The sequence below is a fragment of the Mucilaginibacter sp. P2_D11 genome (assembly GCF_056404435.1).
In genome coordinates, this window is record NZ_JBFUEA010000008.1 from 15,925 (window position 1) to 40,535 (window position 24,611).

13 protein-coding genes are annotated in these 24,611 nt (G+C 44.3%); 6 read left to right on the forward strand and 7 right to left on the reverse strand.

Annotated features, from left to right (window positions below; genetic code table 11):
* The first annotated feature begins 82 nt into the window (after nucleotides 1–82).
* From AC1DXC_RS13785 to AC1DXC_RS13810, 6 genes are all read left to right on the forward strand, one after another.
* Entirely contained in the window at nucleotides 83–3,226 is a 3,144-nt protein-coding gene (locus AC1DXC_RS13785; RefSeq protein WP_477459728.1) for a SusC/RagA family TonB-linked outer membrane protein, read from the forward strand.
* A 23-nt stretch (nucleotides 3,227–3,249) separates the two neighbouring features.
* Nucleotides 3,250–4,866, forward strand: coding sequence for a RagB/SusD family nutrient uptake outer membrane protein (locus AC1DXC_RS13790; protein WP_477459729.1), 1,617 nt, complete (start codon nucleotides 3,250–3,252; stop codon nucleotides 4,864–4,866).
* A 33-nt stretch (nucleotides 4,867–4,899) separates the two neighbouring features.
* Nucleotides 4,900–6,018: a SusE domain-containing protein gene (locus tag AC1DXC_RS13795; RefSeq protein ID WP_477459730.1), complete on the forward strand. Its 1,119-nt coding sequence runs from the start codon at nucleotides 4,900–4,902 to the stop codon at nucleotides 6,016–6,018.
* A 77-nt stretch (nucleotides 6,019–6,095) separates the two neighbouring features.
* Nucleotides 6,096–7,304, forward strand: coding sequence for a glycoside hydrolase family 76 protein (locus AC1DXC_RS13800; RefSeq protein ID WP_477459731.1), 1,209 nt, complete (start codon nucleotides 6,096–6,098; stop codon nucleotides 7,302–7,304).
* Between the two features lie 47 nt (nucleotides 7,305–7,351).
* Entirely contained in the window at nucleotides 7,352–9,715 is a 2,364-nt protein-coding gene (locus AC1DXC_RS13805) for a GH92 family glycosyl hydrolase (protein ID WP_477459732.1), read from the forward strand.
* A gap of 217 nt (nucleotides 9,716–9,932) precedes the next feature.
* Nucleotides 9,933–10,925, forward strand: coding sequence for a glycoside hydrolase family 76 protein (locus AC1DXC_RS13810; protein ID WP_477459733.1), 993 nt, complete (start codon nucleotides 9,933–9,935; stop codon nucleotides 10,923–10,925).
* 233 nt (nucleotides 10,926–11,158) lie between these two features.
* Here the strand turns inward: AC1DXC_RS13810 and AC1DXC_RS13815 are convergent, their stop codons facing one another.
* From AC1DXC_RS13815 to AC1DXC_RS13845, 7 genes are all read right to left on the reverse strand, one after another.
* Nucleotides 11,159–13,405 carry a GH92 family glycosyl hydrolase gene (locus AC1DXC_RS13815; protein ID WP_477459734.1) on the reverse strand — a complete coding sequence of 749 codons (2,247 nt, stop codon included), beginning with the start codon at nucleotides 13,403–13,405 and terminating at the stop codon, nucleotides 11,159–11,161.
* A gap of 87 nt (nucleotides 13,406–13,492) precedes the next feature.
* Nucleotides 13,493–14,365 carry an inositol oxygenase family protein gene (locus tag AC1DXC_RS13820; protein WP_477459735.1) on the reverse strand — a complete coding sequence of 291 codons (873 nt, stop codon included), beginning with the start codon at nucleotides 14,363–14,365 and terminating at the stop codon, nucleotides 13,493–13,495.
* A gap of 214 nt (nucleotides 14,366–14,579) precedes the next feature.
* Nucleotides 14,580–16,124 (reverse strand): glycoside hydrolase family 28 protein, encoded by a 1,545-nt coding sequence (locus AC1DXC_RS13825; protein WP_477459736.1) that lies wholly within the window; start codon nucleotides 16,122–16,124, stop codon nucleotides 14,580–14,582.
* A 21-nt stretch (nucleotides 16,125–16,145) separates the two neighbouring features.
* The gene (locus AC1DXC_RS13830) at nucleotides 16,146–17,303 is read right to left on the reverse strand and encodes an acyltransferase family protein (RefSeq protein ID WP_477459737.1); all 1,158 of its coding nucleotides are present in this window, start codon (nucleotides 17,301–17,303) and stop codon (nucleotides 16,146–16,148) included.
* Nucleotides 17,304–17,316: 13 nt separating this feature from the next.
* Nucleotides 17,317–19,542 (reverse strand): alpha-N-acetylglucosaminidase, encoded by a 2,226-nt coding sequence (locus tag AC1DXC_RS13835; protein ID WP_477459738.1) that lies wholly within the window; start codon nucleotides 19,540–19,542, stop codon nucleotides 17,317–17,319.
* 116 nt (nucleotides 19,543–19,658) lie between these two features.
* Nucleotides 19,659–21,335, reverse strand: a complete 1,677-nt coding sequence (locus tag AC1DXC_RS13840; RefSeq protein ID WP_477459739.1) for a RagB/SusD family nutrient uptake outer membrane protein — start codon at nucleotides 21,333–21,335, stop codon at nucleotides 19,659–19,661.
* Nucleotides 21,336–21,353: 18 nt separating this feature from the next.
* Complete coding sequence (locus AC1DXC_RS13845; protein ID WP_477459740.1) at nucleotides 21,354–24,383, reverse strand: SusC/RagA family TonB-linked outer membrane protein; 3,030 nt, start codon at nucleotides 24,381–24,383, stop codon at nucleotides 21,354–21,356.
* Between the last annotated feature and the right edge of the window lie 228 nt (nucleotides 24,384–24,611).

Below are 24,611 nucleotides of genomic sequence, written 5' to 3' on the forward strand. Positions count from 1 at the left end.
ACGAAACTATTAACCATGCGGCATGAAGAACCGCATTAAAGTAACCCTAAAAATAATCCAAAATAAACCAATTGCTATGAGAATGAAATTATTACAAAAACTAAAAAAATTAAGGAGGCTATACAACACCCCCTTTCTGCTGATGCTACTTTGTATCACAGCACTCAATTGCAGCTTTGCACAGGCATCCGCCGTTGCAGCTGCCAACACCATCGGCGTAGCCGATATTATTGTTACCGGGCGTGTGCTTGATGAGCAAAAACAACCGCTGCCGGGTGTTAACATCAGTATTGCCGGCACCACGGTTGGCACCGTTACCGATGTGAACGGTAATTATAAACTTACCGTGCCCGATGCTTACGCGGGTCGCAACCTTACGTTCTCGTTTATCGGCTATACTTCTCAGGAAGTTGCCATTGCGGGTAAAACGCAGATCAACGTAAGCTTGTTACCGGCCAACAAAAGCTTAAGCGAGGTAGTTGTGGTTGGTTACGGTACACAATCGAAGGTTACTCTTACCGGCGCGGTTAGCCAGGTAAGCTCAAAAAGCATCGAAAATAAGCCTGTACTGAACACGCTGCAGGCCTTACAGGGCGAGGCACCTAACTTAATTATTCAGCAGAGTTCTCTTAACCCGGGCAGTAATGTAACCATCAACATCCGTGGTGTAGGTACGCTGGGTAATAACGACCCATTGGTAGTGATTGATGGTATCATCGGTGGTAATATCAACACGCTGAATCCTAACGACATTGCCAGCGTATCTGTTTTAAAGGATGCCGGTTCGGCTGCCATATACGGTTCGCGTGCAGCGAACGGTGTATTATTGGTTACTACAAAAAGCGGGAAGCTCAATCAAAAACCGGCTTTTACCTACAACGCCAGCTACGGCTTGCAGGATCCTAAAGTGCTGGTAAAAAAGGTACACGCCTGGGATAATGCTTACTACAAAAACCAATCGTTAATAAACTCCGGTTTACCGCCGATTTACACACCCGATGATATCCAGGCTTTAAAAGTTGCCGGCGACGGTACCTGGGACGTGGAACACCTACTGCATAACGCACCGCAACAATCGCACAATGTGAGCATCAGCGGTGGTGGCGAAACCAACTCTTATTATCTTTCTGCAGGTTACCAGGATCAGAAAAGTAACCTGATAGGCAACGGTGGTTCGGGTGCCGATTTTGGGTACACCAAGTATAACGTTCGTTTAAATCAAACTTCGTTGATCGGCATCCTGCGTGTAAATATGATCCTGAACTACACCAAAACCCGCAACAAAACCAACAGCGTTGGCGACAATAACATTTTTGCCGATGCCAACCGCGTTCCGCTAAACTACAGCTGGAAAGACGCTAATGGTAACTACTTAACCAATGCAGTAGCTTCTCAATATAATGAGTATGGCGTGCTGGAAAAGGGCGGTTTTAACCAGGCAGATAACGACGAGATCTTCGGAAATTTTAACGGCCAGGTGAACATTACAAAAGACCTGAAGCTGACCGGTGTATTTGGTGGTACTATTGCCAACAACGGCAATTTCTTCCGCCGTACTAGGGTTAACTATGTACCGGCAGGCGTTTATGGCGATGATCTTTCGGTATTGGATAATAACGGCAAATCGCTGTTGCTGAATACCCAGTTGTTGTTAGAGTACAACAAAAGGATAAAAGACCATACGTTTAAAGTGCTGTTCGGCGCATCAAACGAGAACTTTAGCAACAGGGGTTTCCAGTTACAAAAAACACTTACCGACCCTTACTTAGGAACCGCTACTACCGGCACCCTGATAGATGCTAACAACTCCTTCAACAGCATCGCTAACGATCAAACAAGCCTTAATTCGCTTTTTGGCAGGGTTAATTATTCTTACAAAGGCAAGTATCTTTTTGAAGCTACGGTACGTGATGATGCATCATCAAAATTTGCAAAAGGCAACCGCGCAAGCTTCTTCCCATCTGTAAACCTGGGCTGGCTGGTAACCGAAGAATCATTTATGCAGCCGCTGAAAAACACCATCAGCAATTTAAAACTGCGTGCCACCTACGGTGTGCTGGGGAACCAAAATGTGGGTTCGTACCAGTATCAAACCACTTATTTTAACTATCCGAGCGCTTATGGTTATAACAACTCCATTGTAGGCGGTGCAGGTTTTAACCTGAGCAATAAAGACCTTACCTGGGAGAAAGCAGCAACGCTTAACATAGGTGTGGATCTTGGTTTCTTTAATAACGCGCTTACCGCATCGTTCGATTACTTTAACAAGACAACCAGTGATATTTTGCAACCGCGTTACGATGTGCCAAAAGTATTTGGTGCCGGCCTGCCCGATTATAATGTGGCTAAGGTGCGTAACAAAGGCTGGGAAGCAACTATCAGCTATAACTTTAACACCAGTGCGGTATCGCACAGTATCAGCTTTAATATTGCCGACAGCAAAAACAAGCTGCTAACATTAACCGGCGGCACAACAGAGCAGATCATTAACCAGGACGTATTCCAGCTGATCAGGAAAGTTGGGCAGCCTATTACCCAATATTACGGTTACGAAACCAACGGCTTTTTCCAAAACCAGGCTGATATTGATGCATCGCCAAAAATTGCGGGCTCAGCGGTTGGCCCCGGCGATCTGAAGTTTAAGGACCTTAACAGCGATGGCGTTATCAATGAAAAAGATAAGACGGTTTTAGGTAATCCGTTCCCTCGTTTCACCTTTGGCTTTACTTATAGGCTGGCTTTCAAAGGCATCGATTTCTCCTTCTTTATACAAGGTGTTGGCAAGCGTGATGCATTCTTACGCGGCGAACTTGTTGAGCCATTCCACTACAACTACGGCCAGACCTTGTACGACCACATGACCGATTACTGGACGCCGGAAAATACCGATGCAAGGTATCCAAGATTGGCCGCTATCGGCTCGGCATCCAATACTTATAACTGGCGCACCGGGTCTGACCTATATAAGTACGATGCTGCTTACGCAAGGTTGAAAAACGTGAACATTGGTTACACCTTCCCCAAGAGCATCAGCAAAAAAGCAGGGATGGAGCGGTTGAGGATCTCCCTTATCGGCCAAAACCTTTACACCTTAACCAAATTGAAATTTATTGACCCTGAAACAACCGAGTTTGGCAATAACGTGAGTGTTGGCTCCAGTTCAAACAGCGCACGGTCATACCCGCTGCCGGTATTTTATGGTGCAGGGATAGACATCACTTTTTAAGGACAATATTAAAAAAGACGAACATGAAATTTCTAAATAAACTTTGTATCGCATTTATGGTGGCCACCGCGGCAACCGGGTGCAAGAAACTTGATCTGGCCCCAACCGACAGGTTTTCGGACCTTACCTTCTGGACCGTTGATGCCAACGTATATAATGCGCTCAACAACAACTACAGCTTAATTTATAACAGTGGCATTTACTTTTACAACGAGGCCACATCAGATAACGCCTACAGCTCATCGGGCGATTACTCGCTGATAGCCAGTGGTAATTATACAGCATCGCAGGGTAAGTTCCTGGGCGATTGGGCTTATTATTACAGCACCATTAAGTCGTGCAACATATTCCTGGCCAATATAGATCAGAATAAAACGCTTTCTGCCGATGTAATTGCCCGTTTAAAAGCCGAAACCCGCTTTATACGCGCTTTTGAGCACTTTAACCTGGCTAAATGGTATGGCGATGTACCGCTGATTGACAAGGATATTACTGCCGACGAAGCAAAAGTTATTGCCCGATCGCCAAAGGCTACCGTGATCAAATTCGTGATTGACGAACTGGAGGCCGCAGCTGCTGCCTTGCCAACCAAAGACCAGATCCCGGCAAACGAGAATGGCCGCATTACCAAAGGCGCTGCATTAGCCTTAGAGGCAAGGGTGCTGTTATATGAAGGTAACCGCATGGCCGATGTAGTATCGGTTTGTGAGAAGTTGATGAGCGGACAGGCGGGCGCATACAGCCTGGTAAGCAAATACAGCGATCTGTTCAGCAACCCAACGGTTAACAAAACCAACAACGAAAGCTTGCTTTCCCTGCAATATGTGCCAAGCATCCGTACATGGGGCGAGTTTTTCGATTTCGCGCCACGCTCTGTAGGGGGTCGCGTGAGCGGTATGTCGCCAACACAGGAACTGGTAGATAGTTATATCACACTAAATGGTAAAGGCATCAACGATGCAGGCTCGGGCTATGTGGAGAGCAACCCTTACGTAAACCGCGATCCGCGCCTTACAGCTACGGTAGTTTATGATAAATACAATTGGGTAAACGGTAACGGTACAAGCAAGACCATTTATATTAAACCGGGTACCGACCCTGACGCCGGGCGTTTGGACGAGTACAATCCTGCTTCGCAGGCATCATCGCCAACCGGTTATTATTGGCGTAAATATTTTGACCCTATTGCGCAAACCTCTTTTACATCTGGCTCAAACCTGCACCTGATCAGGTATGCCGAAGTGTTGCTGGATTATGCCGAAGCTAAACAAAGCCTCGGCCAGATGGATGCAACGGTATGGAACAATACTATTGGTTTGCTTCGCCGCCGTGCAGGCTTTACAGATGCAGGTGCTTTGGATTTCCCGGGCACTGCTGATATGACCAACATTATCCGCAGAGAGCGTAGAACAGAATTAGCGATGGAAGGCCTCCGTACCGATGATATCCGCCGCTGGAAAATTGCAGAAACCGTATTGAATGGCTTTGCACATGGGGCCAAATTTGGCGATGCGGGTGTTGATAACGGTTACATCCGTGCGCAAAAACGCCAGTTCGACCCGGCGAAGAATTATTTGTGGCCTATCCCGGCATCAGAGATCGGGCTGGATCCAAACCTTACCCAAAACCCGGGCTATTGATTCGTTAAAACCAATTTAAAAAAACTATAAGCAATGAGAAAATTTATCCAATCGGGCGGTGTGCTGTTACTGGCCATGCTCGTAATTACGTCCTGTAAAAAGGAAGTGAGACCACTAAACCTGAATTTAACCGCTGTAGGTAGCCTCAGCCTGCCGGCAAACAACATAGCGGTAGCACTTGCCCCCGCAACGCCGGCATCGGTTGATTTCCAATGGAGTGCCGCTAAAGCTGCAGATGGTGACTATGTACTGTACCAAATAGCCTTTGATAAAGAAGGCGGCGATTTTAGCAAGCCGGTTTATAAAACCGTATCGAACGGTGGCGGTGTAGAAACAAAAATTACCCTTACCCATAAGGACCTGAATAAGATTGCCAACATGGCGGGTATTGCCGCCTCATCAACCGGTAAGTTAAAATGGACCGTGCTGGCATCAAAAGGTACAAACGTTGTTGCCTCTTCGGAGTCGAGAACGATACAATTGAGCAGGCCTGCCGGTTTTGCCGAGATCCCGGTAGATATGTACATCACCGGTTCGGCCACAGAAGGTGGTACTGATATCACCAAAGCCGTTAAGCTTAAAAAGAACGAGGAAGGCGTGTTTGAAATTTACACCTCGCTAAAAGCCGGGAACTATTTTTTAACGGATAAGCCGAGCGATGCAGGTAAAAAATACTATATAGATGGCGGTTTAATAAAAGAAGGCAGTACGCCGGTAACCGTTAGCGCCGATAAAAAATACAAACTCACATTTGATTTTAATGTGGCCACTACTTCCAGTGTAGAAATTCAGTCGGTTGGTTTGTGGATGTCGGCATATGGCACGGAGATCGGCCAACTAAACTACGTTGGCAACAGCACCTGGGAAATTGCAAGTTTGCCCATAGAGTTTTACCAGTTTTCGTGGGGGCGCGATGAGCGCTATAAGTTTGTGGTGCATACCTCTGCGGGCATCCAGTACATGGGCAGCTCCAGGGGCGATAACGGTCCCCCGGCGGGCCAGGCGGCTTCTTACTTTTTCCTGTTGCCGGTTACAAACGACCAATGGGCCAATACCTATAAGTTCGATCCATCGGCAGATCACCACAACGTAAAAGTGGATGTGAACTTTAAAACCGATGGTGCCTACACCCATACAGTAACTACTTTATAAAAAAGAGGAAACGTTCCTTGTTAACTGATCACCTGCAGTGTTTAAAGTATTGCAGGTGATCTTTAAAAGCCTATACTATGAAAAACTTCTTATATGGATGCATGGCGGTTGTGCTATTATTGGCAGCATCCTGCGGCAAAACGCCGGTTAGTCCGGTTACCCCTCCGGTAAATCCGCCGGTTAATCCTCCGGGTGGAGGCGATCCAACGGTATCAACCTACCTTACCAAGGCTAAGGAAACGCATAGCTTTATTGTAAGCAACCTCATGACATCGTACAGGAGTTATAAAGTAAACACCACTACCGACCCTAACAGCGCTTTTGAATGGTATAACGTCAGCCAGATCTATGCCGACGCAGCTATGGTTGCCGCGGGCGATGCCACTTACCTTGCCGATATGAACCTCACCTTTAAATGGATGGAGAACATGTGGGATAAAACCGACCCTAACGGTGGATATTTCGCGTTTGCGCACCTGGATGGCAGCGGCTCATCGGGCACCAAGTATGCAGATGATAATGGGCTTACCGGTATGGTTTACCTGGATGCTTACGAAGTAACCACCGGTGCCGATAAAGCGGCTTATCTTGAGAAGGCAAAACAATGCGCCAACTGGCTCATCAAAAGCGGCCTGTTTGATAATACCTACGGCGGCGGTTTTTGGTGGAATACCGAACGGAAGGTTAAACCCACCCAAACCAACGGCGTGGCTTTGCAGCTGTTCTCCAAGCTTTACATTATTACCGGGGATGCAACTTATAAAGACTGGGCAACATCGGTAAACGCCTGGCTAAACAGCAAAATGTACGATAGCGCAAGTGGCTTATACGTATGGCAGTTTGAAGAAACAGGCATCCGCAACAATACCATTTTTACTTACGATAACGCCATCATGGTCGAGGCGTTCTTACTTTTCGCACAGGCAACCAACGACAATGGTTATGTATCCCGCGCGCAGGCGGTAGGCAATGCTATGAACCGCGTTTTATGGGACGCCCCGCACAACGTGTACATTTTTAACACTGCCGACAGGAGGATAACCCCTTGCTGGTGCGGCTGGGCCACACAAGCCATGATCAAGTTATACCAAACAGATAACAACGCTACCTGGTTAAATTATGCCAAAGGTAATTTGGATGCGATAAATACCGTACTTCGTAACCCCGCAAACAACGGTTACTTTCAGTTTGCAGGTTTAGATGGGGCAGGCAAGTACAGCAATTATGAAGGTGTAGACCAGGCCTGGATGCAGCGCCTGCAGGTAATGCTTTCCAAATATAAATAAGAAACAAACGCTGCCCGGTTGGCAGCATACTACATACAGTTTTCACTATGAAATTATCTATCAGATCGGGTTTTGCGTTGTTGGCTGTTTCGCTGGCATCCTGTGCTGTGCAGCGCGAAAGTGTGCTTAAATATGTAGACCCCAATATTGGTACAGCGCACAGTCGCTGGTTTTTTTACACACCTGCTGCTGTACCTTATGGGATGGCTAAGCTCGCCCCTTCAACCAACGGGCATTATGGTAACCCAAGCGGCTGGGAGGCTGTGGGATATGATACCCGGCAAAACTCGATAGAGGGTTTTGTGCACTTCCACGAGTGGCAGGTGGGTGGCGTAAGCTACATGCCAACCAACGGTGAATTGAAAGTGAAACCCGGCGATCTGGATGGACCTGCTACGGGATACCGCTCCAAATTCGACAGGAAAAACGAGGTGGCCCAACCCGGTTACTACAAAGTATTGCTGGATAATTACGGTATCACTGCCGAGCTAACCGCCACCAAGCGGGTGGGCTTTCAGCGTTACACGTTCCCAAAGAACGTGCAATCGCACATTATATTGGATATTGGGAACAAGCAGGGCGAGAGCAGTGATGTTACTGATGCCGGCATCAAAATGATTGATGATACCCATTTTGAGGGCTTTGTATTCACCTATCCAAAGTATGTGAAGATATACGACCCGGAAGGTAAAGTGGCGATGTACTTTTATGGCGAGCTCAGCAAAAAGCCATCAAACGTTACCGCTTTCAATAAGGATAATATCAACCCAAACACCGCTGAAGCAAAAGGCGTAGGTGCCGGTTTGGCCCTGAATTATAAAACTACTGATGGCGAAACCATTGAGATGAAAACAGGCCTTTCGTACACATCGATAGCAAACGCCAAAGCTAATTTTGTGGCCGAAGCAACCGGGCTGTCCTTCGATAAGGCAAAAGCAAACGCTCAACAAACCTGGCAGCAGGAGTTAAGTAAAATTATTGTTGAAGGAACAAATCTATCCGATAAAACTAAATTTTACACGGGTTTATTTCATGCTTTGTTGGGCAGAGGCATAGCCAGCGATGTTAACGGCGATTATCCAAAACATGGCGGTGCCACAGGCCGGTTACCTGAACAAAACGGTGAATTAAAAGCTGAGTTTATTAATACCGACGCCATATGGGGCGGTTACTGGAACATTACGCAACTGTGGGCACTAAGCTACCCTAAATGGTACGGCAGTTTTGTAAATACTCAATTACAGTTATATAAAGACCGCGGCTGGTTTGGCGATGGTATTGCCAACAGCGAGTACATATCTGGCGTGGGGACAAATTTTGTGGGGCTTGCCATAGCAGGGGCATATAATTCGGGCATCCGCAACTATGATGTTAACCTGGCTTATGATGCGGTTAAGGCCAATGATCTTAACTATAAAAACCGCATCCTGGGTGCCGGTAAGCTGGATACCAAAGCATTTTTGGCCCATGGATACGTGCCTCACCTGGAGCAAACCGGGCGCGATTTCGTAACCGATTCTACGGGCTCCAACTTCTCGGGCTCACACACGCTCGAATATAGTTTCAGTGCGTTCGCAACCGCCCAAATGGCAAAATCGATGGGTAAAACTGCAGATTATCAGCAGCTCATCAAATACTCCAACGGCTGGCGCCAACTGCTGAACCCTAAAAACAAATTCATGCAGCCCAAAAGACTCGGCGGAACTTTTGTAGATAAGTTTGACCCATATCAGCCATGGAGGGGTTTCCAGGAAGGTAATGCGGTACAGTACACTTTTTACGTGCCTCAAAACCCCGCCGGCCTGGTGGATGCCATTGGTAAGGATAACTTCAACAAACGGTTAGACAGCATCTTTACTGTATCAGAAAAGTTAGCCTTTGGTGGTGGAAAAACCATAGATGCGTTTGCGGGAATCAACTCTATTTATAATCATGGTAACCAGCCCAATCTCCACATCAGTTGGCTGTTCAATTTCTCTGGCAAACCCTGGTTAACTCAAAAGTGGACCAGGCTGATAGGGCAGGAGTTTTACGGTACCGAACCCATCCATGGCTACGGTTACGGGCAGGACGAAGACCAGGGGCAACTGGGATCCTGGTATGTAATGAATGCCCTGGGCTTGTTTGATGTTAAAGGCTTAACAGATGCCCGCCCTATAATTGAACTGGGCAGCCCGCTGTTCGATAAAGCCAACATCACCCTGGGCAACGGCAAAACGCTGTCGATCGAAACAAAAAATAATTCGAAAGAGAACGTGTATATACAGTCGGCCGAGTTTAATGGTAAGCCATTAAACAACTGCTGGTTATACCGCGACGAGTTGATGCAGGGTGGAAAACTTGTATTTGTGATGGGTAGCCAGCCAAATACCAATTGGGGTGTAAAAGTGCCGCCGCCATCGGAGCAATAGAAATTATTTAAACGATATGAAGAGGATTTTAAGCCCATTAGCTTTACTGTGTGTTCTATCGCTGATAAACATTAGCGACGCTTCAGCTCAGGATAAATTATCTGCAGTATACAGGTCGCGGGCAGAAAACATGTTCGCCAGGATCTGGAAGGATTACCGGGTTCCGGCTTATAAGGGGTTGTTTTCAGAGAACTTTCCATCCAACAAAAAAGATACATTGAACTATTTTCAAGGCGCGGGTGTAACCGAAAAACCGGTAAGCTTTTTATGGCCGTTTTCGGGTGTTTTTACGGCCACTAATGTATTAATGCGGGTTCCATCGCTAAAAAGCAAGTATAAAGCTTACCAGGATAGCCTGATAACAGGAGTGGAGCAATATCACGATAGTGTGCGGCAGCCGGCCGGATACCAGGCTTACCCGGTAAAACTGGAGAAAGCCGACAGGTACTACGATGATAACGGGCTGGTGGGTATCGATTATATGGAATCGTACTTCAATACCAAGAACCCGCTATACCTGCAGCGCGCTAAAGGGGTATTTACATTTATCCTGAGCGGCTGGAACAACGATATGGGTGGTGGTGTCACCTGGCTGGAAGGGCACAACGATCAAAAACCTGCCTGTACCAATGGCATGGCGACCTTAACCGCCCTTAAAATTTACCAGGGATGTAAAGAACCGTATTACCTGGAGCAGGGCAAAAAGTTTTATACCTGGATGTACAACACCCTGCGCGATTCTACAGGAGTGATAGGCAACGACATAAAAATGGATGGCAAGCTTAACCGTACTTTTTGGAGCTATAATACAGGGTCCTTGCTGGAGGCTGCGGTAATTCTGTACAAGGAAACCGGCGACAAAAAGTACCTTGAACAGGCGAAGCAACTGGCGAAGGACAGTTTCAGGCATTTCAGCAATGTCCCGCATGATAAGAACCTCAGTTTACATATCGATCTGCCATGGTTCATGACGGTTCTATTCAGGGGGTACGAGGCACTATACCATGTAGACGGTAATTACAAATACATAGCTGCTGTTGAGCACGACCTGAACTACGCATGGCAAAATTCCCGCGATAAGCATGGTTACACCACCCATAGTTGGCTACCTAAAGATGATGAGCTGCAAAAGCCAAAATGGTTGTTGGATGAAGCCTGCATTGCAGAACTATATGCCCGCCTAAGCATTTTGCAAAAAGAAAAGAAATAGTGTTTAGTTGATAAATTGGTTAGCTGCCGGAGGTGAGAGCCCGGCGGCTTTATTGTTTCAAAGCATATGGTGATATGGTCCGGTGGTTTTAAGTTCAGCGGGAGCAGGACTCTAACCTACGACCTTCGGGTTATAAGCTGTAACCAGCAAAAACTGCAGACAAGCCAATATTGATAAATATAATATGCTGCATTTTTTAACAAATAATCTAAAGACCATATGATGATATTCCATTATAATGGTGTGTTTTTTAAGTAGATTTCTAATTTGCCACCCTTCATAATGTCAGTATAGCGGATTAAATTATCCGTAATCGTTCGCCCGTTCAATTTTACGGTTTGGATATATTTGTTTTGTTGTGTCAAACCGTAACAATATATCCGAAATTTTCTTCCACTTTTTAATTTTATGGCAACTTTATTAAACAATGGAGAACAAAGTATAAATTCACCCGAAACAGGATTTAAAGGATAGAAACCCATAGACGCGAACATATACCAGGCGGACATTTGGCCGGCATCATCGTTTCCACCCAAGCCTCCGGGCCCGTCGTTGTATTCTTCGGCTAATATTTTGCGTACTACAACCTGTGTTTTCCATGGTGACGGGGTATAGTTATACATGAATGGGATCTGATGTCCGGGTTCATTGCCATGCCAGTATTCATTTTTAGCAAAAAGAGTATCCAACTCGCTTTCAAGCTTAACCGGGCCGCCCATTAACCGGGCAAGCCCGGGCACATCTTGCGGAACATAAAAAGTATATTGCCTTGGTGTTCCTTCGGTGATATAAGTTTGCCTCACATCCGGATCAAAAATTTTAGTCCAATTACCATTTTGCATTCGCCCCCTTACAAAACCCGCAGCCGGATCAAATACATTTTTGTAATTATCTGCCCTTTTCATCAATGATCTGTAATCTGCATCAAACCCTAATTTTTTCGACAACTGCGCCAAGGCATAATCATCATAAGCATACTCCATGGTACGGCTTACCTGCTCTTTCTTATGAAAAGCATCGTTAACGCTGTCTTCCAATGGTATATACCCATATTTCAGATATGATAATAGCCCTCGCCGGCCTTGGCCATTTTTATAGTCCTGTTCTTTTTCAGGCAGATCAAATGCATTTCTCCTCATTAACCGATATGCCTCGAAAACATGAGCAGTGGCAATGCCCTTTAAATAAGCCGATGTAATAACGGATGTAGTATGATCGCCGATCATTTCTGATGTGTAGTTATTCCAGCAGGGGAAAATCGGCAGCCAGCCGCCCTGCTCTCCTTTTAGCATCAGCGACTGAACAAGATCATTTACCAACCGGGGGCGGAGTATTTCTAAAAGCGGCACTTGCGCCCGGTAGATATCCCATAATGAAAAGTCGTCGTAATAATTACCATTACCCATTTTTTCTAACTGATAATTACCTGCAAAACGGGGGTAAACACCATCAACATCGCTATACAAACGGGGATGCTGCATGGCATGATAAAATGAGGTGTAAAAAATATGTTTATCAGTTTTGTTTGTAGTAGTTACTGTTATCTGCTTTAAAGTCTGCTGCCATATTTGTCTGCACTTTGCCACGGTATTAACAAAATCCCATCCCGGCAACTCGACAGCAAGGTTTTTACGCGCACCTTGCAGACTGCTGAAAGATGTACCAACCTTTATAGACAGCTTTTCGCCTTTTTGCATCTTAAAACCTAAAAACGCGCCTATGCTTTTTTGCGCAGCGATACTGTCTTTTATAAAAACCTTATCGCCGGCAAACGTGCCCTTGGTTACCAGTATTTTATTTATTTTAATTACAAAATAACCGTTAAACCCTGCTGATTTCCCCCAGCCCTGGTAAATACGGTGTACAGGATTATAGCCATATATCTCCCCTTTTTTTGCATCAATTTTAATATAGCCTTCTCCATAATCGCTATTGGGCGTAATCAAAAGGTAGAGACTATCCGTTGCATCGGCGGTAAATTCCATCATGCCGCATCGCGGTGTAGCGGTAACAGCAGCACGTATTTTGTATGATAAAAGGTTAAGCCGATAAACATAGGGGGACGATTGCTCATCCTTATGATCGAATTTGGCAGAATAATTTACGGTTTTCAAACTGCCTGTTACAGGCATTATGGTTAAGCTGCCATAATCCTGCATACACGAGCCACTTATCCAGTGCGAGCCTCTAAATCCGCTAAAAAAATTGTCTTTATAATAATACGGCGGTGTGCATTTTGATTCTGATGCCTGTGTCTGCGGCGTCCATTGCGTCATGGCAAAAGGGGTACATACTGATGGTATTGTATTGGCAAAATTTTCCTGCACCGAGCCTAATTTTAGGGCTGATGGCGTAGTACTGCTTGCCGTTCCGGATAAGGGATTAACATATTTAACAAGGTTTAACTCCTGTGCAAATGCCCCCGCGCATGTCGTAGATAATAGTATTAATAAAAAAAATACTCTTGCATTTAACATCATTACTTATCGTAGTGAAGATTAATCTCAATTCTAATATGGTAATAATATTCAATGCCGTTTAACTTACTAAACGGCATTGAATAAAATCTATAATTTAACAGTTGCCGGTAGGTATTTAGCGATCAGATCTTCATAATAAGGTTTTAATTCAGAAACCACGGGCGGCACCGGGCTTTTTGAATACAGGTCATAAGGATTAAATTTATCAACCCATTTAAACATTTCATGGTCATGTGCATTAAGTAAATGATCATAAGCATGCTCACGATGCTGTGAATAAAATGAGTGATAACGAATCATGTACAAGCCTGGTTCAGGCAAATAATCCTTTGTTAAATGATACAGGTATTCATCGTGCCCCCATGATAAATGCACGTTGTCCATTCCGCAGTGCTTCGAGTAAACACCATATTTAGTATTGTAGCGCTCATCATTTATATCAGGATTGTCCGAAAAAAATTCAGGATAAACTATTTTGTCCGAAAACTTACATCCCACGGGGTATGAATCGCCCACAACGTTCCATTGCGGCTCGCCAAACAGGCAAAGTACCTTACCCAGGTCATGTATAAAACCGGTAAGCACAAACCAGTCCGGGTGCCCGTCGGCGCGTATGGCTTCGGCAGTTTGCAGCAGGTGCTGCAGCTGATCAAGTTGTAAATCAGGGTCAGAGTCATCTATTAGTGTATTAAGGTACTCCATTGCTGACCACCACGGCATTTCCTTCTTGTCAAACTTCAAAAAGTTAGCCTTTTTGGCTAAAACATTTTCATAGGTTTGATATTTATGATTAAGCCGGTAAAACTCACGCACGCCGTCTATCTCCGGGCCGTCATAGTTCCTGAATTCATCCTTTTCCTTAGCTGGCTTTCCGGCCTCAGGGTATCTTTTAAGTACATCCTCGTCCCAATCTTCAAGGCTGTGTAAAGGCGACATTTCATCTTTAGGTGGTTTTGTCATAACTTTTATGGTTTAATAAGTATTCTTTTTATTTGTGTTACTGTTTTACCAGCCGCCAGGATAAATAAAGAAACTGTGGTGCAGCCTGAACGGTGGTTTATTTATAATAGGTTTAGTCGAATAATTTAAAGTTGATAAAATTTACGCCCATATATGATTTACCACCGCCTTTTATTTACGTAATCGTTTACGTGCTAATAAGAAACCTATGGCGTTATTGCACCTTTATATTTTGCCCTGCGCTGCCGGGGATGCTGATGTGTTTTAAGATCAGGCGGCTTACCTTATTGAGCAATATCACCGGTTTCATTTTTACCTGCGGGATACTTAACGCATTTAGGTCGAGCCCATTTACATCATCGGCAATAAAAGCAGGGCGATAATCGACTCCTTTACAGGTTAACACCATATTCTTAATTTTAATGCCATCAGCATGCCTAATATAAAAGCCCCATGCCGGCAATTCGCCAAACATGGAGAACTCGGGGTAGTTAGGTATTCTTTCGGGTACTTTTTCAAGAGTATCTATCCCAAAATAGGCTATCTTCTTTTTTGCGCCTCCGGCATAATTGATGGTAATGTTTTCAAGCGTTACGCCCTCTACCCTGCTACCTGGTATTCCAGTAACAGATGATGGAAAAACGTTATGTGGCACCATAACTACAGGCCCTTCCATGGGGTAACCGGCATCGGGCTTACCAGCCGGCACATCAACTTTTACATTGCCAATATATACCCTACGCAAGATTCCCGCAGGTGCTTTTTGGTTACGATGCCCCAGCCTGATCACAAGAGCATTACCCGTATTGGTGGCCTTAATATTACGGATGTCAATATCTTCAAGTGTTCCGCCGTCAACAGTTTCAATCGCTATTGCCGATCGGTAAGTGTCATAAACGCTGATATTTCTGATGGTTATCTTTTTGAATGCGCCATGCGAAGCGGTGCCGAATTTCACTGCGCTTGCGCTTGAACGCACCCTGCAATTAGCAATGTAAATATTTTCGCAGGCGCCATTCCGGTCTTCGGATTTTAGGCATATCCCGTCATCGGCAACATTAAAAAAACTATTAGTGAGCTTTACATTTTTACAATCCACAATATCTATCCCATCGTTGTTCCAGTAGGTAACACTTTCCACCTTTATACTGTCAATCACCAGGTTTGAGCAGTTTTTATAATTCTGGATCCAGCATAAGCCGTTTTTAATGGTTATGTTTTTAATTTTTATATCGCCGCAGTTTTTAAACTCAATAAGTTTAGGCCGATTATCTTCTGTTGGCCGCATCTGGTGCCAGGGATTGGGCGTGCGCCATTCCGTATCAATTAAGGTACGGGCATTTAACCGGCGGTAAATATCCTTTAGTAAATCCTCTCCCTGCCCATCAATAGTTCCCTGCCCGGTTATAGCAATATGGCGCTGATTGTTTGATACGATAAGTGGGGATGCCTTACCTTCGCCATAATCAGCCCGGATTGCGCTTCCCAACAAAACTGCATTTTTGCCAAGATGCAATTCAACGTTTGATTTGAGGGTGATAACCCCGGTAACAAACTTCCCGGCAGGAACTAAAACCAGGCCGCCGCCATTGGCCGATGCTTCGTCAATAGCCTTTTGAATTGCTGCTGTATTGTTAGTTTTACCATCGGCTATAGCCCCATAACGTTTAATATTATAGGTTTTTATTTGTGCCGATGCGGCTGTACTGATAAAACCAGGTAACAAAAGGACGAAGAGTATTTTGAAAATGTTTTTCATTTAAATAGTTGATATAATTGGCTAAACTTTTAAAAATAACTTATTGCGATACAGGAGGTATAAAAACAGGAGTTGTACCAGGGTAATGCTTACCGCCGTCCACACGGCTTGCCATGCCACCGGGGTTAGGTGAACAAGTCCTCCTAACAAATAGGCTGCAGTATGGCCGAAATCAACCAGGCCCTCGGAACACAAGTAAATCAATATAGAATTGGTTCCTATCCATACAAAAGGGATAGCCCATTTTTTAAGCCCTGCTACATCAATAACCAGGTAAAATACCGATAAAAAGATCATGCTCCAACCACCCACATATAACACGAACGAGCTTGACCATAAGCGTTTATTGATAGGAAACTCCGGGTTCCATAGCCAGCCCAATCCAATTAATAACATACCTGCCCCAAAAAGCAACAGCCCTTTTTTGAGCATAGACCAGCGGTGCGATTCTAACTTTAAAAAACTCCCCGTAAACACACCAAGCAATGCTGTGCCTATTGCGGGGATTGTTGAAAGTACGCCCTCGGGGTCATGGATTTTATCATGCAGTCTACCGGGCAAAAGCAGCCTGTCAACATACGATTCCAGCGAGCCCTGCATGGTTAGCACACCTGCGCCATACCCCGGCACAGGGATAAATAACATTGCCGCCCAATAGCCTATCAAGATCCCTACAAGCCAAAGCATTTGCCCGCGTAAGTTAAAATTGAGATAGATGAGGCCGGCAAAAAACCAGGCCAACGCTATACGGCCCAATACGCTGGCAAAACGCGTGTTCTCATACCCATTAAATTTAAGCGCACCGTTTACCACCATCCCCAGCAGTATAAGTATCAATGTGCGCCGCAACATGGAAAGATATATATCCCGCTTGGCTTTTGCCGGCAGTTGACTGGCCGATTGAACACCCGCCTTGGCAATTTTATTACCTGTAGAATAAGGCATTGATACACCAGCGATGAACAGGAATAATGGAAAAATCATATCATAAAAAGTGATACCGTTCCATTCCGTATGGTGCAGCTGGCCCGAAAACCACAAAAGCAAGGGCCACCGGGTAACCTTCGCCAAAGTATGAATGATATGTTCGCCGCTCATGATCCAAAACATATCAAACCCACGAAGTGCATCAAGAGAGACCAGTCGTTTGGTTGGTTTTATAGTCGATAAGGATGTCATTTTTAATTATTCATTATTTATAAGCCGCAGCTATCCGTTTACGATATTTATTGTAAATAGCATTGGCCTGGCTTACGCTGCTGCCGCTTGCCTGCAATGGGTAATTTTTATGGCTGTTTACCCACTGCCATTCCCATTGACTGATTGATTTATCAAAGCCCGTTATATCAGCCTCCTTGCCCTGTTGTAGCGCATCATTCAGCAAAGCGAAAAACTTTTCCCAACGGACTTTATAGAAATCATTGAACAAACCACTCCATTGCCTGCATGAGTACTCATGCAACGGACTTTTGGCATCGCCCCAAAGGGTGATCAGGTCGCGGGCATTGCGTTCATATAGGTCCTTTTCGGCTATTGTATTACCTTGCTTACGGGCGTCAGCCAACCATGGCCCCAATAAAAAATCCTTACGGGTTGCTAACAATGCATCCATATCACTAATAAGCTGCAGATATTCCCCGCTGTACCTTTTAAACCCGGCTATGTCTTTTTGACGATAAGCATCTACCCATTTTTTTTGCAGTGGCAACGCGTAGTTGGCCAGTGCCTGCCGGGTAATATCTACCAGGTCATAACGGAAACCATCACTATTACTACAGGTTGGGATTGCCTTCATCATCGCATCCCATGCAGGTAAAAAATCTTTGGGTTTGTAGTTAAAGGTAGTATGTGTCCATACCGTATTTGAATCAAGCGTTGGCCGGCCGGTAATAATAGATTCCGATCCATCCCTTATAACTTTCCCACCGCTGTAAACGGTATTGCGCAATACCTTCCAGGCCTGTTCGGTATATTTATTAATATGACCGTAACGATTTAACTGGTATTGATTTATCCATTCATCAAGGTTGATGGGTTTATCCTGCCAGGTGTTAGCGGTCATGAGCTCGTAAAGCACCGGGTTTTGTTCAATGGCTTCCATAGTAAGGCCTATCCCCTCCAATTGCTTTGATTTTGGGTCGTTCAGCGCTGCAGCCGGGCCATTGGCCACCTCATTCATGCGGCCAAAAAGCACGATGTTGCCCCCAAAATTGTGCAGCATATTCCATATCCAGGGTTTGCCGTAAAAAGCGTCGGTACGTTTCCAAACCGGTTGAATTTCGGCGGCAAGGTCAAGAATGATCATGTGTTCATTGGGCACTGCATCCAGCAGGGCTTTGATCTGGGGAGCATTCCAAAATTTCCTGTCGCTGTAAAAAAGCCAGCCCTGCATTACCCAGGTTGCTTTTGGGTCGGCATTACTCATGCCCTGGTACACCCGCGAGCTTAAGGCTGAAAGATAAGTAGTATCATTGGTTGGCGGTTCGTTCTCATTAAAGGTATCCGCAGAATATAAATGATCCGTTCCGTAAAGCTTGGTTTGTGTTTCAATAAACTTACGACCTATTTCGGCAAAAAGCGGGTCTTCAGTATCCAGTATGTAGGTATCGGCAAAGCCGTTTTTCCAATTTGTTTGTTTAAGTTTTGATGCCGGAAAATGCTTTTGGAATGACGGCGGCACATGCCCGGTGAAGGATTGTAAAATGGGTTTCATGCCCAGGTCGCGTTCGCGCTGCACTATTTTTTGCTGCAAATCGCGGTGGCTTTGCATCCAGCTTAGTGGCAAAGGGCCGCCCCAGCCATCAAGGTTGCCCATCCAAAACCACGAGAAATAAGCGGGACCGCAGAAGAACTCATTCAGATCAGCATCAGAAAAGCCCATGCCTTTGTAAACTTCATACCAGGTATATTCCTGACCGGTTAATGCCAGCGGCATATTGATGCCATGCAAGGCCATCCAGTCAATCTCCTTTTGCCATCTTTCCCAATCCCACCAGCTCATGCTGTAATTAAAGGTGCAATAATTAAGGTAATAGCGATATTGGTAGGGTGTATTTTTATGTACACGGGTTTTAATAACGGGTAGTTTTACAGGCAACTTCAAATTAACCCCATTCCAGGTTAGCTGGCAATGCGCATAGTTGGTAAGATAATCATATAAGGCCGATGCAACTGAAACACCGTTGGTTCCTCTTAGTATGATCTTACCATTATGGCTTTCTATTTCAAAAGCGTCTTTATCCGTAACGGGCAATTGTTCAACCACAAACACGGAAGCGCGTTGCGGAATTACCCTTTTTATAAGAGCATAAGATGCGGGAACATTAACCTGTGCAGATGCTGTATTATTACTTACAGCAACGGCAAGTAAAAAAAAGACGATGAATTTTAAGCAATAGCGCAAATTGTTTTTCTTCATAAACAGTAGATAGGCCAATCAGTATAGCCAGATACTAAGTTAGTAAATGCCATAAAAAAACAGACAGAATATGGGCCTAAGCCCACATTCTGTCTTTAAATTAAACTCCTTTTTTATTAATATCCCGGGTTTTGAACCAGTTTTGTATTAGTCATCATTGCACTAGTTGGTATAGGGAATATCCGGCGATATGTATCTGTATTTGTTTTACCCAGGCCGTAAGCGTTTTCGTACTGTCCAAACCGGATCATATCATTTCTATGCCAGGTTTCCCATGCAAACTCCTTACAACGCTCATTGTAAATGTCAGTAAGTGAAACGCTGGACAAAGCTGCAGAAGTGGTACGAACCGCTTTAACCTGGTTTATTAATGATAAAGCCGTAGCACCCAGCGTTGGTGAGCCACCACGCAAAATAGCTTCAGCCTTCATCAGGACGATGTCTGAATAGCGAAACAAAGGAACGTCGTTATTTTGGTTCCTGCTGATGGTGTTGGTATAATCTGGTAAAAATTTAATATTACGTATTCCAGTATTCCATCCAATTTCATCGTTACCCAGATCAAATGATGAATTAGTACCCGCCCGAACCGAACTGGCCGAAAGTGGAGCGAGGACCAAAGGATATGTATAAGTAGCAGAACCGTCTGCTCCGGTATAAAACTGGTTGTATCCAAGTTTGGTGGTTTTTACCATAATAGGTGTGCCATCCTGCCAGTATTGCGCACCGGTTAACCACTGTTTGTTGCGCACATCGTTAGGGTCGTCAAAATGGGCATAGAATTCGGCAGTTGTCATACGTGGTCCGCTTGGCTGGCTGTTTAATAGCCCATTGCCGGTATTTAAATTCATTACCGGGTCTGTATATCCGCCGGGGTTAGAACCAGAATATAAATAGCGTATTCCCAGGTTGCGGTTAAGGTCATAACGAGCATAGTACATGTTACCGCTTGTGGTAGTTGCATCATACGGGATAGCAAAAACGAATTCCTTTTTTGATGGTCCGTTAATTGGATAAAACTGTTGCAAATAGGAGCTCATGGGTTCCAAAGCATAGTAACCCGAACTGATGATCTGGTCGCAGGCTGCTATACAATCATTGTAACGGGGTGTGCCGGTGTAAACCTCTGCGTTTAAATACATTTTAGCTAAAATGGAGTACGCGAGATCTTTGGTAACCAACCCATAAGTTGCCGTAGTCTGCGATTTAAGGTAAGGAATAGATGCTTTTAATTCGCTTTCCACATAATTAAAAACCTCTGCCCTTGGTGAGTTGGTCTTCAAAGTGGTAGCGCCGTATAAGGTATCGAGCGGTACGTTACCATATGAATCCATCATCATAAAATAGGCCAGAGAGCGCACTGTTCTTAATTCGGCTATACTGGTGTTTTTTGCATCGCCTACAGGAGCTGATTTGTTAAAAATCGATATGATTTGATTAGACGTACCAATAATCCCGGTTAAATAGCTCCACAGTGAATTCACCCAGGCATTATCTTTCGTCCACGTATGGCGATGCAGTTCCATATATTTATTACCATCAAGCCAGTTTGAACCAAATGTCGCCAAAACGGCCTCATCGGTTGAACAAGTTTGGGTAAACCAATATGACCCTGAAAAATCGTTGCGAATAGCGATATATGCCGGCCCTTCTGCCGAAATAAACTGGGCAGGCGTAAGCGGATAAACGGCGGGCGTAATTTCTGACGTAACGGGTACGTTAATTTTTTGACATGACGAGATCATTGCAGCTGCCGACAGCAAGCCTAAAATCCCTAAAATTATCTTTTTCATATATTTTGTATATTATTCCTAAAATGAAACATTAAAACCTACTAACAGCGTGCGCGTTTTTGGGTAAAAATTATTGTAATCAATACCCGGTGATATGCCTCCCTGGTTAATTTCAGGATCAATACCCTTATAGCCTGTAATGGTAAATACATTGTTAGCGGTAAAATATAATCTCATACTACGAACATTTTTAAAAGGATTAGGCAGGGTATAACCCAGTGTAGTATTGTCTAATCGCACGTATGATCCATTCTCCACATACCGGCTTGAATAGTAAGAGTTTTTTGCGTCAGTTACTTTATCATCTGCTGCACTATTTAATATGTTATTATTTGCAGCTCCGGCAACGTATGACAAGTCGGCTCGGGTAGCATTAAATATCTTGTTGCCAAAAGTGCCCCTGAAGAAAAATCCTAAATCAAAGTTTTTGTACTTGAATGTATTGCTCCAACCAGCTAACACCGATGGTTGGGCGCTTCCCAGGTAATAATAGTCGGTTTTTATTGTTGGTGCATCGGTAGTTGTGCCATCTGCCTTATAGAAAAGTGATTTGCCATTAGCGTCTTTTCCAGCATATTTAAATGCGTAGAATTGGCCAAGTGGCTGTCCAACTTTTAAAATTTGCAAAGTGGCACCTGATTGGCCCGGCCCTTCCGGATCAGAGTAAAGGGTTTCATCGCTATTACCATAAGGGCCCGATAAACTGGTTATCTTATTTTTATTATACGCAACATTAAGAGATGATGCCCACGAGAAATTGTCATTAACTATGGGTCTGGCATTTAGCGAAAACTCAATACCTTTGTTATTGATGCTGCCGCCGTTAGCCCATATTTTACCGCCTGGCACCAGCGATGGCGATACCGAGTAGTTAAATAACATACCGGTGGTGTTTTTATTGTACACTTCAATTGTACCTGTAATCCTACCTTTCAGTACACCAAAATCAAGCCCTAAATTGGTAGTCGCAGTTTTTTCCCACTGTAAATTGGGGTTTGAACCTTGTATCGGCCCGTAAGCAGCGGCTTGTACGCCATTGTTGTAATAGGTGCCGGAAATGCCATAAACCAGTTTAGCGGTATATGCTCCAATACCAGCCGAATTACCGGTAACACCATAACTGGCGCGTAATTTAAGGTCGGAGAAAAGCGTTTGATCCTTCATGAAATCCTCCTGGCTGATTCTCCAGGCAACACCCGCCGAAGGAAAACTACCCCAGTGATGATTATCTCCAAATACCGAGCTGCCATCACGACGTATGGAGCCCTGGAATAAGTATTTGTCCTTATAGTTGTAATTCACTCTTAAGAAGTCCGAAATCAGCAAATTTTCGCCAAAAGTAAGGTCATTACCAAGATTAATGCGATAGGCCGATATAGCATACGGGTTACCCAGGGTTAAGTTCTGAAAACCAATATTATCGGTAGGGAAATTAGTGCTTGATGCCTGGAAGCCATCTCCGTAAATATTATCCTGGTAGGAATAACCTAATACAGCATTGAAGGTGTGATCGCCGATCTGTTTATCCCAGCTTAAAAAAGTTTCCAGTGTTTTGGCGGAGGTTGAATAATCGGTTCGTAAAGCCGAACCATTGGTGCCAAAAAGAGAGCCGATTAAAGTGTGTCCAACGCCCAGGCCGGGATCCGGGTTATTATAAAAACTAGATGAAGGATATTTATTGAAATAACTACTATAGAACTCACCATGTAATGTGGATGTTTTTTGGTAAGAAAGGTTTACATTGTAAGTTAAGTTAAAAGGTAACTTTACTGACGTATTAAAACCGGCTAATAACACATTGTACTTGGTTTGATCCTGCGCATTATTAACCATTGCCACCGGGTTATAATATCCGGTAGTAGTGAGGTTTTCAAAATAAGTGCCGTCGGCATTCAATACGGGCGAAATTGGCAAGTGTTTCGCCGCTTGCAGTAACACAATATTTTGCAGCGGCTGGTTATTTGAAGTACTTACAGAATTTGATACATTAAGGCTGAATTTGATCTTATCATTCCAGGTGTAATGGTCAATATTGACGCGGCCATTTATACGCTCCAGTGAGCTGGCCGTTAATATACCCGTCTTTTTCAGGTAGTTAATGCTGGCGCTGTAAGTGGTATGCTCTGATCCACCGCTAAATGACAGGTTATGATTTTGCGTAAAGGCAGAAGATCGCTCAATGGCCTTCATCCAATCGGTATTAATTTTTCCGGGGTTAACATTATCGTTCGGCAAAAATGTTATTTTGTTTGCAGTTGCATAGGCCTGCAATTGATCAGCATTCATTAAATCAAGGGTGTTTGCCACTTTTTCCTGGGCCACGTAACCGCTATAGGTTACCTGGTCCTGCCCTTTTTTACCCCGCCTGGTAGTAACCATAATAACACCGCTCGCGGCCCTGTTACCATAAATTGCGGTAGCAGCAGCATCCTTCAATACATCAATCGACGCAATATCAGCTGGCGCTATTGAAGTAATATCGGCTCCCGGTATTCCATCTATAACATAAAATGGAGCGCCCGGGCCGTTTACTGTTGATGCCCCCCTTAAAATAACAGCTGCCGGTTTGTTAGGGTCTCCGTTGGCAGTTATGTTTAATCCGGGTACTTTACCTTGTAGCAATTGCCCAATATCGGCAATGGCGCCTTTGTTCAAGTCTTCCGGCTTCACTGTAGTTATCGCGCTTGACAGATTTTTCTTACTGCTTGTCCCATAACCTACTACAACTACTTCATTAAGGATTTTTTGATTTGTAGTAAGCGTTACATTAACTGTGTTTTCATCGTTTACAGTTACTTCTACCGACTCATAGCCAATCAAGCGAAACTCCAATACGCTCCCCTTTTGAGCACTAATGGAGAATTTTCCCTCAGCCGAAGTGGAGGTGGCTTTGTTAGTCCCCTTCACTTGCACTGTTACGCCCGGCAACGGGCTTCCTTTGCTGTCATTTACGGTTCCTTTAACATCGCCGGTTTGTGCCGAGGCATTGCTAAAGCAGAAGAAGAAGAAGAATAACATGAGCAAGATACCGAACAGATATCTTGTCATAAATAGTTTGAGTCGAATTGTCATCATATTGGTTTGTTTAATTGGTGGCTTTGCAGGTTAATTAATTTCTGATAAAGCAATATTATTAACTGTTTTATCAACAATTAATAACTGTTTTAGGATTAATTAATTTCTGGCAAAAAGGTTATAAATGGGTTTTATTGGTTAAAAAATATCATTTGAAACTCGCTTTCTTACGGAATTTAAATGATTCAGTGCTCTAAAAGT

Excerpts from the sequence above, each read along its gene's own strand:
- AC1DXC_RS13805 (WP_477459732.1), top strand. The coding sequence starts at position 7,352 with ATGAAATTATCTATCAGATCGGGTTTTGCGTTGTTGGCTGTTTCGCTG.
- AC1DXC_RS13835 (WP_477459738.1), bottom strand. The coding sequence starts at position 19,542 with ATGAAGAAAAACAATTTGCGCTATTGCTTAAAATTCATCGTCTTTTTT.
- AC1DXC_RS13795 (WP_477459730.1), top strand. The coding sequence starts at position 4,900 with ATGAGAAAATTTATCCAATCGGGCGGTGTGCTGTTACTGGCCATGCTC.
- AC1DXC_RS13845 (WP_477459740.1), bottom strand. The coding sequence starts at position 24,383 with ATGACAAGATATCTGTTCGGTATCTTGCTCATGTTATTCTTCTTCTTC.
- AC1DXC_RS13840 (WP_477459739.1), bottom strand. The coding sequence starts at position 21,335 with ATGAAAAAGATAATTTTAGGGATTTTAGGCTTGCTGTCGGCAGCTGCA.
- AC1DXC_RS13800 (WP_477459731.1), top strand. The coding sequence starts at position 6,096 with ATGAAAAACTTCTTATATGGATGCATGGCGGTTGTGCTATTATTGGCA.
- AC1DXC_RS13820 (WP_477459735.1), bottom strand. The coding sequence starts at position 14,365 with ATGACAAAACCACCTAAAGATGAAATGTCGCCTTTACACAGCCTTGAA.
- AC1DXC_RS13825 (WP_477459736.1), bottom strand. The coding sequence starts at position 16,124 with ATGAAAAACATTTTCAAAATACTCTTCGTCCTTTTGTTACCTGGTTTT.
- AC1DXC_RS13785 (WP_477459728.1), top strand. The coding sequence starts at position 83 with ATGAAATTATTACAAAAACTAAAAAAATTAAGGAGGCTATACAACACC.
- AC1DXC_RS13790 (WP_477459729.1), top strand. The coding sequence starts at position 3,250 with ATGAAATTTCTAAATAAACTTTGTATCGCATTTATGGTGGCCACCGCG.
- AC1DXC_RS13830 (WP_477459737.1), bottom strand. The coding sequence starts at position 17,303 with ATGACATCCTTATCGACTATAAAACCAACCAAACGACTGGTCTCTCTT.
- AC1DXC_RS13815 (WP_477459734.1), bottom strand. The coding sequence starts at position 13,405 with ATGATGTTAAATGCAAGAGTATTTTTTTTATTAATACTATTATCTACG.